General features: G+C 40.2%; 15 protein-coding genes. 5 read left to right on the top strand and 10 right to left on the bottom strand.

All coding sequences use genetic code 11. The features are described 5' to 3' along the window. The first annotated feature begins 8 nt into the window (after positions 1 to 8). From RG47T_RS16885 to RG47T_RS16870, 4 genes are all read left to right on the top strand, one after another. Positions 9 to 599: a Crp/Fnr family transcriptional regulator gene (locus tag RG47T_RS16885; protein WP_074490561.1), complete on the top strand. Its 591-nt coding sequence runs from the start codon at positions 9 to 11 to the stop codon at positions 597 to 599. A gap of 232 nt (positions 600 to 831) precedes the next feature. Continuing rightward, on the top strand, positions 832 to 1380 hold the full coding sequence (locus RG47T_RS16880) for a carboxymuconolactone decarboxylase family protein (protein WP_074490560.1): 549 nt from the start codon (positions 832 to 834) through the stop codon (positions 1378 to 1380). Positions 1381 to 1434: 54 nt separating this feature from the next. Beyond that, the gene (locus tag RG47T_RS16875) at positions 1435 to 2307 is read left to right on the top strand and encodes an alpha/beta fold hydrolase (protein ID WP_074490559.1); all 873 of its coding nucleotides are present in this window, start codon (positions 1435 to 1437) and stop codon (positions 2305 to 2307) included. 88 nt (positions 2308 to 2395) lie between these two features. Further along, positions 2396 to 3193, top strand: coding sequence for an alpha/beta fold hydrolase (locus RG47T_RS16870; RefSeq protein ID WP_074490558.1), 798 nt, complete (start codon positions 2396 to 2398; stop codon positions 3191 to 3193). 235 nt (positions 3194 to 3428) lie between these two features. On the opposite strand, the gene RG47T_RS16865 is transcribed toward RG47T_RS16870, so the two are convergent. The 5 genes from RG47T_RS16865 to RG47T_RS16845 all read right to left on the bottom strand — a co-directional run bounded on the left by RG47T_RS16865 (position 3429) and on the right by RG47T_RS16845 (position 7808). Next, a complete protein-coding gene (locus tag RG47T_RS16865) occupies positions 3429 to 3974 on the bottom strand; it encodes an outer membrane beta-barrel protein (RefSeq protein WP_171972550.1) in 546 nt (181 codons plus the stop codon). Positions 3975 to 4909: 935 nt separating this feature from the next. Continuing rightward, entirely contained in the window at positions 4910 to 5917 is a 1008-nt protein-coding gene (gene recA, locus RG47T_RS16860; protein WP_074490556.1) for a recombinase RecA, read from the bottom strand. Positions 5918 to 6135: 218 nt separating this feature from the next. Beyond that, positions 6136 to 6897, bottom strand: a complete 762-nt coding sequence (gene nth / locus RG47T_RS16855; RefSeq protein WP_074490555.1) for an endonuclease III — start codon at positions 6895 to 6897, stop codon at positions 6136 to 6138. A gap of 54 nt (positions 6898 to 6951) precedes the next feature. Next, positions 6952 to 7152: a hypothetical protein gene (locus RG47T_RS16850; RefSeq protein WP_074490554.1), complete on the bottom strand. Its 201-nt coding sequence runs from the start codon at positions 7150 to 7152 to the stop codon at positions 6952 to 6954. A 71-nt stretch (positions 7153 to 7223) separates the two neighbouring features. After that, positions 7224 to 7808 carry an RNA polymerase sigma factor gene (locus RG47T_RS16845; protein WP_074490553.1) on the bottom strand — a complete coding sequence of 195 codons (585 nt, stop codon included), beginning with the start codon at positions 7806 to 7808 and terminating at the stop codon, positions 7224 to 7226. 252 nt (positions 7809 to 8060) lie between these two features. On the opposite strand from RG47T_RS16845, the gene uvrA reads away from it, so the two are divergent. Continuing rightward, positions 8061 to 10880 carry an excinuclease ABC subunit UvrA gene (gene uvrA, locus RG47T_RS16840; protein ID WP_074490552.1) on the top strand — a complete coding sequence of 940 codons (2820 nt, stop codon included), beginning with the start codon at positions 8061 to 8063 and terminating at the stop codon, positions 10878 to 10880. A gap of 817 nt (positions 10881 to 11697) precedes the next feature. Here the strand turns inward: uvrA and RG47T_RS16835 are convergent. The 5 genes from RG47T_RS16835 to RG47T_RS16815 all read right to left on the bottom strand — a co-directional run bounded on the left by RG47T_RS16835 (position 11698) and on the right by RG47T_RS16815 (position 16529). Further along, a complete protein-coding gene (locus tag RG47T_RS16835; RefSeq protein ID WP_074490551.1) occupies positions 11698 to 12258 on the bottom strand; it encodes an REP-associated tyrosine transposase in 561 nt (186 codons plus the stop codon). 257 nt (positions 12259 to 12515) lie between these two features. Then, positions 12516 to 14780, bottom strand: coding sequence for an aconitate hydratase (locus RG47T_RS16830; RefSeq protein WP_074490550.1), 2265 nt, complete (start codon positions 14778 to 14780; stop codon positions 12516 to 12518). 268 nt (positions 14781 to 15048) lie between these two features. After that, positions 15049 to 15810: a type I methionyl aminopeptidase gene (gene map / locus RG47T_RS16825; RefSeq protein ID WP_074490549.1), complete on the bottom strand. Its 762-nt coding sequence runs from the start codon at positions 15808 to 15810 to the stop codon at positions 15049 to 15051. A 159-nt stretch (positions 15811 to 15969) separates the two neighbouring features. Further along, positions 15970 to 16329, bottom strand: a complete 360-nt coding sequence (locus RG47T_RS16820) for a type II toxin-antitoxin system VapC family toxin (protein WP_083627440.1) — start codon at positions 16327 to 16329, stop codon at positions 15970 to 15972. After that, on the bottom strand, positions 16320 to 16529 hold the full coding sequence (locus RG47T_RS16815; RefSeq protein ID WP_074490548.1) for a hypothetical protein: 210 nt from the start codon (positions 16527 to 16529) through the stop codon (positions 16320 to 16322). Before RG47T_RS16815 ends, RG47T_RS16820 begins: the two co-directional genes overlap by 10 nt. Positions 16530 to 16546: the final 17 nt, after the last annotated feature.

Genomic DNA, 16546 nt, shown 5'->3' with positions numbered 1-16546 from the left:
TAACAGTTATGCTGAACCAGGATTTTGAACCGCTTGCAAGCCACATCCTACAAAGAGTGCCGTTAACGGTCGACGAATTAAATTTTATGCTTTCTCAATTTAAATTGACAAGGGTAAAAAAACGTCAGTTTATTGTACAGCCAGGTTTTACTGCAAATTATAGAAATTTTGTATGCGCTGGTGCTTTTAGGGCATATGTCGTTATTGATAACGGAGAAGATCATACCATCCAATTTGCAATTGAGGATTGGTGGATAACTGACTACAACAGTTATTATAATGCCGAGCAGGCTACCATGTTTGTAATTGCGCTGGAAGACAGCATCATTCTACAACTAAGCCGAGAAAATGAGGACATGCTTAAACAGGCAAATCACAAATATGAAACGTTTTTTCGTATTTCGGCAGAAAGGGCACAGGCATTCCATTTTCGGCAGCTAATCACAAATCTTACGCAAACAGCAGAATTCAGATATGAAAGCTTTCTGCATAAATACCCTAAAATTGTTAATCGTGTTCCTCAATATGCCCTTGCCTCATACTTGGGGATGACAACTGAATATCTTTCTAAATTGAGAAATAAAAGGGCAACTAAATAAAAGTTGTTGTTTAACGAACACTCAACTTAATAAGTTTATGCATCACAAAGAGCCGCCATTTGGTGGCTTTTTGTTTTTCGAAACGTGTTGCCCGATAAAAAGTTAATCTGGTTCAACTTTTTTGCCCTAACCAGTTCGCCCTTATTTCCTAATCTACTTCATTGGTACAGGCTCACCTTTGATAGCATCTTTGTATTGTCAATAACGACAGAAAGCAATTAAATAGTACAAAATGACACCTATAAGAAAAAGGACTTTCGATGTTCCCGCAAGAGCAGAAGTTTCTGCCACTAATCAACAATTGTTTGATAATCTGCAGAAAGGCTTAGGCTTTGTTCCTAACCTGTATGCCTACTTCGCCAAGAGCGAAACGGCTTTGGCTGATTATCTGACTTTTCAGAACCGAAAAAGCACGTTAAGAGCAAAAGAAAGAGAAGTAATTAATCTTGTGGTAAGCCAGGTAAATGGATGCCGCTATTGCCTAAGTGCACACACCGTACTTGGTAAAATGAATGGATTCACCGATGAGCAAGTTATTGATTTGAGAAACGGCAGCGCCGGTTTTGATAGTAAAATTGATGCACTTGTGAAATTAGCCAAAAGCATTACCGTAAGCCACGGGCGTGCTGATGACGCCCTTTTAGAAGCTTTTTTTGAGGCGGGTTACACAGAAGCCAATCTGGTCGACGTGATTATTGTAATCGGCGATAAAATTATCAGCAACTATATCCACAACCTTACCGCCTTTGAAATTGATTTCCCCCTTGCTGAGGAATTATAATTTGTCGCAAATCAATAATAAATATCTTTTAAACAAATCTAAAAAAAACATAAAATGAAAAATTACAAAGTAGCTTATAAAACAATAAATATTGATGGAGTCAACATTTTTTACCGTGAAGCCGGTGACAGCAACAAACCTACTATACTTTTATTAGGTGGTTTTCCTTCATCTTCCATTAGTTTCAGGAATTTAATTGAAGACCTGAAGAACGATTATCATTTGATAGCGCCCGATTACCCAGGATTCGGAAACAGCGAAGCCCCGTCAACTGCAGATTACAAATACAGCTTTGAAAATTTAACAATTACCGTAGAAAAGTTTATTGATCAAATTGGTATCAAAGCATTTACCTTATATGCTTTTGATTACGGCGGCCCAATTGGTTTTAGATTGGCATCTAAGAGACCTGAGTTAATTCAATCGTTAATTATTCAAAATGCTAATGCATACATGGAAGGTATCGGCGAAGGATTTGGCGCTGCAATGCCTTTTCTGGAAAACAGAAATGAAGAAACAGAGAAGCCGATACGATTTTTAATGACCCTGGACGGTATTAAAGTATTTTACTTTACAGGTATTGAGAACCCGGAATTGATAAGCCCGGATGCATTTTTATCCGACCTGCAAAACTTATCAAAACCGGGCTTGGATGAAATCCATCTTGATTTATTACACGATTATTCAAGCAATGTCGCAGAATATCCTAAATGGCAAGAATACTTTCGCACCCATCAACCTAAAACATTACTTGTTTGGGGTAAAAATGACCCTTTCTTTCCTGAAGCTGCGGCCAGAGCATTTTTAACCGACCTGCCAAATGCGGAATTACATTTATACAACACAAGCCATTTCGCTTTAGAAGAATATCATAAAGAAATTTCAGACAATATCACGTCCTTTTTAAGCAACCTAAACATAAAATAACTTAATCAAACCAGTAAAAACTGAAATTAAAATCAAGGCTTTTACTGGGTATTCTAAAAGCCTATGTCGCTTAAACCAATTTAAAAAAATGAAAAATTTATTAATAACAATCGCAATGAGTGTACTTGCTTACACCTCATTTGCATCAACAACTAAATCAAATAAAAAAATGGAAACAATTATTTTAGTCCATGGCGCATGGGCTGACGTATCTTCATGGGATGCCGTAGTACCACTATTAAAAGCACAAGGTCATGAGGTTATTGCTATTAACCTTACTGGCCACGGAAAAGACCAAACACCTTTTGCGAAAATAACTTTTCAAACCTATGTTGACCAGGTCAAAGCGGCAATCGGTTCCCGCAACAATGTGATTCTGGTTGGGCATAGTTTTGCGGGGTTAATAATTAGCCAAGTGGCTGAAGAAATACCTTCACAAATAAAAAAATTAGTTTACTTGGCGGCGGCGCTTCCAATTGATGGCGACAGCCTTTTAGGACTTGCAGGACAGGATTCGAATTCTCACATCAGCGGGAGCCTTACAGTAGATAAGGAACACGGTGCAGCAATAATTGCTAAAGAAGGTGTAGCAGACATTTTGGCGGCGGATGCGCCACAACAAGTTCAGGAATACCTTGCAGCTAATATTAAACCAGAGCCGTTAGCTCCTCTTGCTGAAAAGGTACACCTGACCGAAAAGAATTTTGGCAGTGTTAAGAAGGTATATATTTATACCATTAATGACCATACAATTAGCTACATTGCTCAGCAACGTATGGTAAAAGCCGGTAAAGTTGAAAAGGTTTACACACTGCAAAGCAGTCATACACCTTTCATTTCTATGCCGGATAAACTATCTGATATAATTATTGCTGAAAGTAAATAATCGATTTTTATCTAGTTTTATTCTGAAAACCAGGCCTTGAAATGACTTCAGGGCCTGGTTTTTTGTAATATAATAATTGAGCATTTCAATTCTTCTAAGTAATAATGACTGCCGAGAGGTGGTTTTTTTATAAAAAGACAAATTTTATTGGTCAAAAATTTCGTTATTGAAAAGAACACAACCACCAAGCAACGCCTTGTGGCTGTGTTACATGGGAACCAAAAACTTAATGACATTAACAATTTTTATTGATCATAAAAGACTGATTCATCATTCCGTCATAGGAAAAGTTGTGACGATTATAACTCCCTTGTAAATACTTAGATGCCTCGTGCTGATAAAACCCATCCAATACAAAATTCATATCCCACCAGGCGGCTGGGTGAAACGCTGCTGTTAATGTTGAACCAAGATTTGAACTTAGTCCCAGATTTTGATATGACGTATAAAACAGATTTTTAATGTTATCCTGTTGAGTTACATTCGTAAACAGGTCATGTGTGGTCGTGTAATATACAGTTAGGTTATAACCTCCAATAACAGATACGACGAAGCTAAAAAATCGCTCATCATAAGCAAACTCACGAGCTTCCTCATTGACAATCGGGTAGAAAATTCTTGAAGCGAAGAAAGTTTCTTCATTGCCAAATGATTGCTCACATTTGGCACAAAGCATTTTGTAAGCAGGGCCATCCTGAACTCGGATATTAAAATTGTCGCCACCTCTTAGATACCCTGAACCTGTTTCCTTAAGCCACTTGAATACAAATTTAGGAATCATATGACTATGTTTTAACTTTGCGATTTGTTCGCATAAAATGCATGATTCCATAATTGGAGTAAGATATGTAATAGTTATTTAGCCCGGTAAAATGAGTATTTTCTATGTGCGGATTATTTTTCCTGATGGTTTTATTAGTAAATTATAACTGAACATTATCATAACCATTTAGAAAACTTATCAAAATATTGATATTTCACTATTTGAGAAAATCAAGCTTTTATCTTAAAATGGCTGGTGATTTCAATAATTTTCTTCGCAGCTACAATTGCCTCTATATCACGATGAAAGTTAGAACTTTTGCCGCTCCCATTCTACTAAGACAGAAGGCTGTCCGTTTTTATCTGATGGCCTTTCTTGTTTACTTTAGATGCAATCTACAAGCATAGTGGTATGAAGTTTCAAAACTTCGGACAGCATGGTCACAGATCCGGAAAGTTTAAGCAGTAACGAAGTCGAAGTTCGCCGAGGAATATTTGATGATGATAAACCAACAACTTTCTCAAAGAAATAAGGTTAACATTTTCCATGCATGGGCATGCAAGCAGCGACCTTGATAGATTTGTGGAAATAAAAATTTTCTATTTCGGATTTAGCAGGCGTGAATACCTTTATGCTATTTGGTTTCCATTACTTTTCCCCATTCTGCCGGGGTTAGAATTTCTAAAAATTTATCACGAAAGTGCGATGCAGATACATAGCCAGCCAGCTGAGGCAATAAAACTGATTACCCAAGTAGTCTTTGCCTTTGGTATCTCACATGCTAAGTTTAAGACTTACAAAGTCTTGCAATATGTAGTACGTTTTACCTATCTTGTGGAGTGCCGAAACAAGTTCGGGATGACGGATTGGAAAGAAAAAAAGATGGGGTTGGAAAGAAAAAAGGCCGTTTGCTTACTAAGCGAACGGCCTTCACATACAATGTATTGTAAATACTATGCTTCTGCCAGTTTATCGGCAGTGATAGATGCTTTGATTTTTTCTTCCAGTTCTTCCGCTAATTCAGGGTTGTCAAGGATAAGCTGCTTAACCGCATCGCGGCCCTGGCCTAAGCGGGTATCGCCATAGCTAAACCATGAACCTGCTTTTTTAATGATGTTGAAATCAACACCCAGATCAATAATTTCACCTGCCTTGGAGATACCTTCGCCAAACATAATGTCGAACTCGGCAATACGAAATGGCGGTGCAATCTTATTTTTAACAACTTTTACTTTTACGCGGTTACCAGAAACTTCGTCGCTGTCTTTAATTTGAGAGATCCGGCGTACATCCAAACGTACCGAAGCATAAAATTTAAGGGCGTTACCACCGGTAGTAGTTTCGGGGTTACCAAACATTACACCAATTTTCTCGCGCAACTGGTTAATGAAGATACAGCAACAGCCTGTTTTGCTGATAGTACCGGTTAGCTTACGTAATGCTTGCGACATTAAGCGGGCATGTAAACCCATTTTAGAATCGCCCATTTCGCCTTCAATCTCGCTTTTAGGTACCAAGGCAGCCACAGAGTCAATTACGATAATATCGATAGCTCCAGAGCGGATTAGGTTATCGGCAATTTCCAAGGCTTGCTCTCCATTATCTGGTTGAGAGATTAGCAGGTTCTCTACATCTACACCTAATTTCTTAGCGTAAAAACGATCGAACGCATGCTCTGCATCAATAAATGCGGCAATACCGCCTTTTTTCTGGCACTCTGCAATGGCATGGATAGCCAGTGTAGTTTTACCGGAAGACTCCGGCCCGTATATTTCAATTACCCGGCCTTTAGGCAAACCGCCTATACCAAGTGCGATATCTAAACTTATTGAACCGGTTGAAATAAACTCCATAGGTTCTATGGTATTATCGCCCAATTTCATAACAGTTCCTTTGCCGTACGACTTTTCCAGCTTATCTAACGTAAGCTGCAATGCTTTCAATTTATCCGGGTTGCTCATCTTTATTGTTTCTTGAACAAATATAATATAAAATTATTAAATGCTAATAAAATTAGTAATTTATTTTTTAATTGTTTTTGTTTTGTCATTCTGAACGTAGTGAAGAATCTTCTTCGCTATTCTGGTTGAAACTTACTATTACAGAAGATTCTTCACTACGTTCAGAATGACAAGCGGTTTTATTTAATTAGTAAACTTACCTAAGATAGAAGGGAGAATCAAATATTCTTATCCACACTAATCTTCTTCAAAGCCTTGTGTGTAGTGGCATTCAGTTTTTTCTTCTTGGCGGCCTCTAGTTTCTTCTGTTGGGCGGTTGCTGCTTTTAATAAGGCAGATTCTGTATTAGCACGCTCGTAATAGCGGCAAAAATAGGTAAGTGGGCAAATTTCGCATTTAGGCCTGCGGGCCAGGCAAATATACCGCCCATGTAATATCAGCCAATGATGTGCCACACTTAGGGTTGATTTTGGCAGATGCTCTATCAGTTGCCGCTCTACCGCCAGTGGTGTGCGTGCATTTGTGGTTAAGCCAATACGGTTGGCCACCCGAAACACGTGGGTATCTACCGCGATGGCCGGGATGTCAAAGATAACCGATACAATAACGTTGGCCGTTTTTCGGCCTACGCCTGGGAGCTTTTGCAGGTCTTCCATATTACCGGGTACCTCGCTGTTAAATTTCTCTACCAACATCTGGCCCATGCCCGAAAGGTGTTTGGCTTTATTATTAGGATAGCTTACGCTGCGGATATAAGAAAATATTTCTTCAACAGTTGATTCGGCCAGCGACTCTGGCGTTGGGTAACGTTCAAAAAGGGCAGGGGTAACCTGGTTAATGCGCTTATCGGTGCATTGGGCAGAGAGTATTACAGCTACCAGTAACTCGAATGGGTTGGAATAGTGCAGTTCTGTAACAGCGTTAGGCTGGTTCTTTGAAAAATAATCTACAAAGTGGCGGTAGCGTTCTTGTTTAAGCATTGCACAAATATAATAAGAGCCCCGATGAAACCGGGGCTCTTATTATGAAGATCTTTAACGCAAGTGCTTAGAGTAATTCAATATATTATGAATGGTTTGCAGATTTGGTTTCAGTTGTAACTGATCCATATCTGTGCGGAGCGAGTGATAAAATAACATTTCATCGGCATCCATGTTCTCGATAACATTTGACTTATCCATAGCATCCTGGTTATTGATTACATTTAAAAACGTTGTTGTAAAAAGTTCACCCATAAGCTTGTAAAGTTTGTATATGATAACAAACGCAGCCTTAAATGGATTATTTTACTTAGCTTAAAAATTAATTAGTTTTTTAAACTCAACTCTTTAGTCTGCATCATTTTACGCAGGTTGTTTAGGGCATAGCGCATCCGGCCAAGGGCTGTATTGATGCTTACATCGGTTATATCGGCAATTTCTTTAAAACTTAGGTCGCCGTAGTGGCGCATAATTAATACTTCTTTCTGCTCGGACGGCAATAAGTGTATTAATGATTTTAAGTCTTTATGGGTTTGTTCGCGCACCATTTTGTCTTCCGTGCTCTCATCATAATTGCCCAGTACTTCAAAAATATCGAAGTCTTCGCCATTGCTAACTAAGGGTGTACGCTTTTCGCGACGGAAATGGTCTATCACCAGGTTATGGCCTATGCGGGTAACCCAGGGTAAAAATTTACCTTCTTCGTTATATTTCCCAGCCTTAAGGGTGTTAATTACCTTAATAAAGGTATCCTGAAAGATATCCTCGGCCAGATATTGATCTTTTACCAGTAAATAAATGGAAGTGTATATTTTGGATTGATAACGTCGGATTAACTCCACCAACCCACTTTCATCACCCGCAATATATAGATGGATTAATTCCTGATCACTTTTCAATTGAAAATCCATAGAACTACTACTTTAAACGTAATTAATTTAAAAAATACTTGTTTAAGTAAAGTTCTAATCTATAGGGGTTCCTCTTTCTTTTTTTAGAATTGTTATACCAAATAAAACAATTATTTCGTTAACAAACAAATTATTTTAAAAAACTGTTATGGGTGCTTTCTCTCTTATATGTAGTTTTTTAAGTGTCTATTTGGAATATGCTAAATCTTTTAGGATTTTTGCAACCTCTTAAAAGACAGGATATCCATACCGATGATTAAAGCAACAGAAGCAGATCCACAACATCATATTATTATAAAAGGAGCGCGGGTACACAACCTCAAAAACATTGATGTTGCTATACCAAAAAACAAGTTGGTTGTGATAACCGGCATGTCTGGTTCGGGCAAATCGTCTCTGGCTTTTGATACCCTTTATGCCGAGGGGCAGCGCCGGTATGTAGAGAGCTTATCCAGCTATGCACGCCAGTTTCTGGGCCGTATGAATAAGCCCGATGTTGATTATATCCGTGGTATTGCCCCCGCCATCGCTATTGAGCAAAAGGTGATCACCTCTAATCCGCGGTCAACCGTTGGTACCTCTACCGAGATCTATGATTACCTTAAATTATTGTTTTCGCGTATTGGGCATACTTTATCTCCGGTATCGGGCAAAAGGGTAAAAAAGGATAGTACTACAGATGTAATTAACTTTTTAACAGCCATGCCTGCCGAAACGCAGGTTACCATATTATGCCCCCTGCATCCGCATAACGATCGCTCTTTAAAAGAAGAGTTGGCCGTTTTGATGCAGAAAGGTTTTGTACGGATAGAATATAAGGGGGAAGTAAACCGGATAGAAAGTATCCTGGAAGATGAAACTGTTGTAAATGATTCGCTTGCCGAGAACCAGGTGCGGATTGTGGTCGACCGTATTTCTGTAAATGCCGATGATGAAACCATCAGCCGTATGGGCGACTCTATCCAGACTGCATTTTTTGAAGGCCGTGGCGATTGCTACGTACGTTACCCGCACCCGGATACCGAACACGAAACCGAAGCCTTTTTCTGCGACAGATTTGAGCTGGACGGCATCCGTTTCGAAGAACCTTCGCCCAACTTTTTTAGCTTTAATAATCCTTACGGCGCATGTAAACGTTGTGAAGGCTATGGCAAGATCATCGGCATTGATGAAGATCTTGTTGTGCCTGATAAAAGTAAAACCGTATACGAAGGTGCTATTGCCCCATGGCGCAGCGAAAAAATGCGCGAGTGGAATGATGCCCTTGTTAAGCATGCGCTTAAATTCGACTTTCCGATCCACCGGCAGTATAACCAGTTGACAGAAGCCGAGAAAGCTGTTTTGTGGAAGGGTAACAAATACTTTCGCGGGTTGGACGAGTTTTTTAAAGAACTGGAAGAGCAGACCTATAAGATCCAATACCGCGTAATTTTATCGCGTTACCGTGGTAAAACCGTTTGCCCCGAGTGTAAGGGCAGCCGCCTGCGCCAGGATGCATCGTATGTAAAAATAGCAGGCAAATCTATCACCGATATTGTATTGATGCCATTAGACAAGGCGCTGGAATTTTTCGGTAGCCTGGAGCTAAGCGCCCACGACGAAAAGATTGGCAAGCGTTTATTGCTGGAAATTAAAAATCGCTTAATATTTTTAAACGATGTAGGGTTAAGTTATTTAACGCTTAACCGTTTATCAAATACATTGTCGGGCGGGGAGTCGCAACGAATTAACCTGGCCACTTCATTAGGCAGTAGTTTGGTTGGTTCGATATATGTGCTGGACGAGCCAAGTATTGGCCTGCACCCACGCGATACACAACGACTGATCACGGTGTTGAAACTGTTGCGCGATGCCGGTAATACCGTATTAGTAGTAGAACACGAAGAAGAAATTATGCAGGCTGCAGATTACCTCATTGATATTGGCCCCGAAGCCGGTACGCATGGCGGTGAACTTATTTTTGCAGGCACGTACGATGAAATTATTACTGACTCGGATAGTTTAACCGGTAAGTATTTAAGCAGGCGTGAAGAGATCGTTATCCCCGCGCATCGCCGTAAATGGAGCGACTCTATTATTATAAAAGGAGCCAGGGAAAACAACCTGCAAAGTATTACAGCTAAGTTTCCGTTAGGGGTACTTACGGTGGTAACGGGTGTATCCGGCTCGGGCAAAACCAGTTTGGTGAAACGTATTTTAGCCCCTGCCCTGCAAAAGGTTTTGGGTAACTATAATGGCGAGCAAACAGGATCATATGATAGTATTGAAGGCGATTATGCGCAGATAGAACAGGTGGAAACGGTAGATCAAAACCCGATCGGCCGTTCGTCGCGCTCTAACCCGGTTACCTATGTTAAGGCTTGGGACGAGATTCGTAACTTATATGCTTCACAGCCTGCAGCTAAAGGTTCGGGCTTAAAGCCTTCGGCATTCTCTTTTAACGTAGAGGGGGGCCGTTGCGATGTTTGCCAGGGTGAGGGCGAAGTAAAAATTGAGATGCAGTTTATGGCTGATATATTTTTGCCTTGCGAAGCCTGTAACGGCAAACGCTTTAAGCAAAATGTGCTCGACGTAACTTACCAGGATAAAAACGTATCGGAAGTTTTGGAGATGACCATCGATAACGCGCTGGAATTCTTTAAAAAGGAAGTCAAGATCATTAACAAGCTGAAACCTTTGGTTGATGTTGGTTTGGGTTATGTGCAGTTGGGGCAATCATCTAATACACTATCGGGCGGCGAAGCGCAACGGATTAAGTTAGCCTCGTTTTTGATTAAGGGTAATAATACCAGCAAAACACTATTTATATTTGATGAGCCGACTACGGGCTTGCACTTCGCAGATATTAAGAAGTTGCTGAAATCGTTCGATGCGCTGTTAGATCAGGGTAATACTATTATTGTTATTGAACATAATATGGACGTGATTAAAAGTGCCGACTGGGTAATAGATATTGGCCCCGAAGGTGGCGATAAAGGCGGTAAGCTGGTGTTTGAAGGTTTGCCCGAAGACCTGGTGAATGATCTGGATTCTTATACCGGAAAATTCCTGAAAGAGCGTTTGGCTGAGTAATAGCCTTAGAGATATTCCTTGATGTACAACGTACATCTTTTTACAGCAGGACTTAAGTTTGATAATTGATAAGTCGATCTATAAAGACACTTATCAATTATCACTGCTGTTCGTTTCCATATTAGTTATTATTGATAGTTAATGCAATGCTTTTTACGATGAAGTAAAGTGGTGCTGCTGTTGTAATGGCTGTGATGATAATTGCGTTGCTCATGATATTGTTAAAGTTATTATTTGATAATAGATGTTGGTTGTCCCGGTGGATTAGTTGTTAACTCTTGCTGCTATGATCTTAACGATTAACACTAATGGAGCTGCTTGTGCTACGATGCCTGCGATTACGATTGCGTGGTTCATGATATTTGTTGTTTTATAATGTATAGATTATTTGATAATAGAAAGGTTTAATGCTTAGTTATTGAATTTTGCTGCGATAGTTTTAACTACAAAAAACAATGGAGCTGCTTGTGCTACGATACCTGCGATGATGATTGAGTTGTTCATGATTTTATGTTTTAAAAGTTTTAATTAACGTTTGATATATAGGTTAAGGCAAAACCTATACCGCAGCTGAGGGAATCTTGAAAAGTGCCTTTGAGTGTGTTTAATGCCACTTCTTAGTTCTTGGGAATATTTCTCCAAAAGAAATAGTGGGGAAAAAATTGTGGAAATGGGGAATTTGTTTCTTGCACAGCGTGGCATTACAAACGCTGGGAAGTATGCGCACACGATGTATTCGCGCGCGAGGAATAAGTAAGAAGGAAACTTGCGCGCGATTGCATCGCGTGCTTAAAACTTCTTCGCGTTTGTAACGCCTCTACGCCACGCCCAAATTTAAGATGGATATTTCCATTAAACCTGATAAACCCGCATAGTTACTTGCCGAACTATATAAATAATGCTCTTGCTCGGCTACAATTCCAGCCCTTACCGGGTTATCGTGGATATAGTCAAGCTTCTGCAGAAGTATTTCTATTCGATCACATGCAATACCATGATAACCATCTTGCCATACCTTGTAGTCCTGCACACGCTGGATGTATTTACCGTTATATGCAAACCTGAAAAGCAACCAGTTTCTGCGGCTCTCATTTTCCTGATCAATTAATTTGATGATTTGTTTACTAGTATGTTTTTTAAAATCACGGATAATATCGGCAAGCTTGGCTGGTAATTCTGCTGATACCAATAAGTGAATATGATTCGTCATTAAGCAATATGCATGTACTTCTAATTTTTTATGCTGCTGGCAGTAGATCAAAGATTCGATTATGAGTTGTTTATAGACAGGCCGTGTAAATATATCAACCCAATCAACTATTGTAAAAGTTACGAAGTAAATATCATCTGGGTTGCGGACTTTATATTGGTGAGACATATAGGCGGTTAGGTTAGCCTAAGATAATTATCCATACGTATAATTGCAAGTTTAAGCGTTGCAAACGCTATGAAGTTTTAAGCACGCGATGCAATCGCGCGCAAGAGAAATATCTTATGCGCTTTTCATTACGTGTTCTCACTCGCGCGCGATTGCATCGCGTGCGCAATACTTCCCAGCGTTTGCAACGCCACTATAAAACCAAAAAAGGGACGCTCATCGCGTCCCTTTTTATATTCACTAAACCGAAAGGTTAATTAGTTCATTTGTCTGCGGATGATGTTTAACGCACCCCCAGCTTTAAACCACTCAATTTGCTGAGCGTTATAAGTATGGTTAACAGGGAATGATTCTGTTGAACCATCTTTATGATGTAATACCACGGTTAACTGTACACCCGGTGTAAAGGTGGTTAAACCAACAATGTCAAATGTATCATCTTCCTGTATTTTATCATAGTCTGCAGTATCTGCGAAAGTGATACCCAGCATACCTTGTTTTTTAAGGTTGGTTTCGTGGATACGAGCAAATGATTTTACCAGGATAGCACGTACACCTAAGTGGCGTGGTTCCATAGCTGCGTGCTCGCGTGATGAACCTTCGCCATAGTTTTCGTCGCCCACTACGATTGAACCTATACCATGTGCTTTGTAATCGCGTTGAGTAGCCGGAACAGGACCGTATTCGCCGGTTAATTCGTTTTTAACAGAATCGGGGCTATTGTTAAAATAGTTGATCGCACCGATCAGCATGTTGTTAGAAATATTATCCAGGTGACCACGGAATTTCAACCATGGGCCAGCCATAGAGATATGATCTGTTGTACATTTACCTTTAGCTTTAATCAAAAGTTTTAAGCCGGTAATGTCTGTACCTTCCCAAGCTGCAAATGGCTCCAACAATTGTAAACGGGCTGATTTTGGATCAACCTTAACTTCAACGTGGCTGCCATCTTCGGCTGGTGCCTGGTAACCTGCATCTTCAACCGCATAACCTTTAATCGGCATTTCGATACCAACTGGTTCGTCAAATTTAACTTGCTCGCCAGCTTCGTTGGTTACAGTATCAGTTAACGGGTTAAAGCTTAAATCGCCCACAATAGCAAAAACGGTAACAATCTCCGGAGAGGCTACAAATGCGTGAGTATTAGGGTTACCATCCTGGCGTTTAGCGAAATTGCGGTTAAACGAAGTGATGATAGAGTTTTTGCGGGTTGGATCATCAGTATGGCGCGACCACTGACCGATACACGGACCGCAAGCATTTGCCAATACTACACCACCAATTTGCTCAAATGTATTTAAGTAACCATCGCGCTCTACCGTGTAACGTACAAGCTCAGAGCCTGGGGTTACAGTGTATTCTGCTTTGGCTTTTAGGTTTTTATCAATAGCCTGTTGTGCAATAGATGCTGCACGGGTAATATCTTCGTATGATGAGTTGGTACATGAACCTATCAAACCAACTTCTAATTTTACCGGCCAGTTGTTTTCCTTAACAGCGGCAGCAAATTTAGAGATAGGCCATGCCAAATCCGGAGTGAATGGGCCGTTTACGTGTGGTTCCAGTTCGCTCAAGTTAATTTCAATAACCTGGTCAAAATATTGTTCCGGGTTAGCGTAAACATCGGCATCACCGGTTAAGTACTCAGCGATAGCGTTAGCTGCATCAGCAATTTCGGCACGTTGTGTACCGCGCAGGTAAATTTCAGCTTTCTCGTCGTAACCGAAGATAGAAGTAGTAGCGCCGATTTCGGCACCCATGTTACAGATAGTACCTTTACCTGTTGCAGATAATGAACGGGCTCCTTCGCCAAAATATTCAACGATAGCGCCTGTACCACCTTTTACAGTAAGGATACCAGCCACTTTCAGGATAACGTCTTTAGCAGAAGTCCAGCCAGAAAGTTTACCTGTTAAGTGTACACCAATTAATTTAGGAAATTTTAGCTCCCAAGGTAAGCCTGCCATCACGTCGCAGGCATCAGCACCACCAACGCCAATAGCAACCATGCCCAAACCGCCTGCATTAGGTGTGTGCGAGTCGGTACCGATCATCATACCACCCGGGAAAGCGTAGTTCTCTAACACTACCTGGTGGATAATACCTGCACCAGGTTTCCAGAAGCCGATACCATATTTATCAGAAACAGACGATAGAAAATCGTATACTTCTTTATTAATGTCTTTTGCAGTAGAAAGATCCTGATCTGCGCCAATTTTAGCCTGGATCAGGTGATCGCAATGCACGGTAGAAGGTACAGCTACTTGCGGACGGCCAGCCTGCATAAATTGCAATAACGCCATTTGTGCAGTAGCATCTTGCATGGCTACACGGTCTGGTGCAAAGTCAACGTAGTCTACACCACGTGCAAATGCAGTTTTAGCATCGCCTTCAGAAAGGTGAGCATATAAAATTTTCTCTGTAAGCGTTAAAGATTTTCCGGTCGCTTTACGGGCAGCGTCAATACGCGTGCTGTAGCGGTCGTAAACCTTTTTAATCATGTCTAAATCAAAAGCCATTTGTATTTGATTTTATAAGTAAAAAGTAATTCCGATGTGTGAGCCTTTAACAGGCCTAACGCGGCGAATGTACAAAATTTAACACCCAAATGATAGTGTAGGTTTGGGCAAATGTTATTTGGATAAATTCTAAATAATAGATGCAAGAGCCAAGAGACAAGAATCAAGACAAAAGATAATCCTGATTGTGATTCTGGAATCAGGAATCGAGAACGAAAAATTGCGACTATTCTATCTTGTTTCTCGGCTCTTGTTTCTTGCATCTCTCTTAATATATTCCGTTCTCTTTGGTCAGTATCACTGGTACGCCATCTGTTACCATAATAGTATGCTCGTGCTGGGCAACGTAACCGCCTTTGTTGCCCGTTAAGGTCCATTCATCTGCGCCTTCATTGGCGTAGGTAGAGTGGGTGGCAATAAAAGTTTCGATAGCCACAATAGAATTTTTGCGGAAACGGGTTTTGTTATCGCGATCGTAACAGTTGAGTATTTCGTGCGGTTCTTCGTGCAGGCTGCGGCCTACACCATGGCCGGCCAGGTTTTTAATTACTTTGAAGCCACGTTTAGCAGCTTGTTTTTCGATCAGCATACCGATGTCGGCAATTTTAACACCGCCTTTAATCTGGCTAATTGCCGCTTGTAAGATTTGCTTTGATGCTTTTACTAGTGGCAGGTGATTATTGATATCCTCGCCCAAAACAAATGAACCGCCATTGTCGGCCCAAAAGCCATCCAGCTCGGCAGATACATCAATGTTGATGAGGTCGCCATTTTTCAGAATTTTATCGGCAGATGGGATACCATGCGCAACCTCATGATTAACAGATATACAGGTATGTCCGGGAAAATCATAAGTTAGTTTAGGAGCAGATTTTGCGCCCATCTCGGTTAGCATCACTCCGCCGAAATCGTCCAGTTCTTTGGCGCTCATGCCGGGTTGGCAATGCTCGCGCATGGCTTTCAATACCACGGCCACCGCTTCGCTTACTTTTTGCATCCCCGAAAGTTCTTCGTTTGAAGTAATTGACATTTGAGTTTATATAAAGGTATGTGCAAAGATACCAATTAATGATTAGGCATCATATTACATCGATTGCAGATGATATTGGGGTGGCAGTAAAAATTACTTTTAAGGGATGGAAACTATGGAATCTAAATAATCTGGAATGGATCTAATAAATGAAGTTCTTCAATCTTTTTTAAAATCCTTGTAGTTATGGCTTATTAAAGTGTAGCCATTCTTTAAAGCGGTAGCAGCTATTACAGCATCGGGAAGCTTTAAGTTGAATTGTTTTCTAATAGAAATAACTTCAGACTTTATATTTTGATCCAATTCAAAAACAGTTGCATCCGCGATGAATTTTTTAAGAATAGTAAGATCATTATCTGTAGCAGACCTCCAACATAATAATTCTATTTCAGTAATGACAGAAATGGCCGGTTTGTAATTATTGATAATATCATCCATCAATTGTTCCCGGGCAGGAGGGACGTGATTTTGTAAATAATAAATAACAGTATTAGTATCCCAAAGATATTTTAATTCCATTCGTTACTAAGATCATGTAACTGCTTTTCAATTTCTTCGCGAGATTGCTTAGACATCGCCCCTTTATATTTCTTCGACAAATTTTCTTTAGGGCGAATTTCCTCATCTTCGTTATGCAGGCGAATTACATTTAAAGCTTCAAGATCCTTTAATAGGTTAAGAGCTTCATCTTGTAAAATATCTACTGTTATCGTTTTCATTTTTTCGTCTCTAAGTA

It is taken from the genome of Mucilaginibacter polytrichastri, assembly GCF_001911425.1.
GTDB classification, from domain to species: Bacteria; Bacteroidota; Bacteroidia; order Sphingobacteriales; family Sphingobacteriaceae; genus Mucilaginibacter; species Mucilaginibacter polytrichastri.
This window is presented reverse-complemented; position numbering and strand designations above follow the sequence as displayed.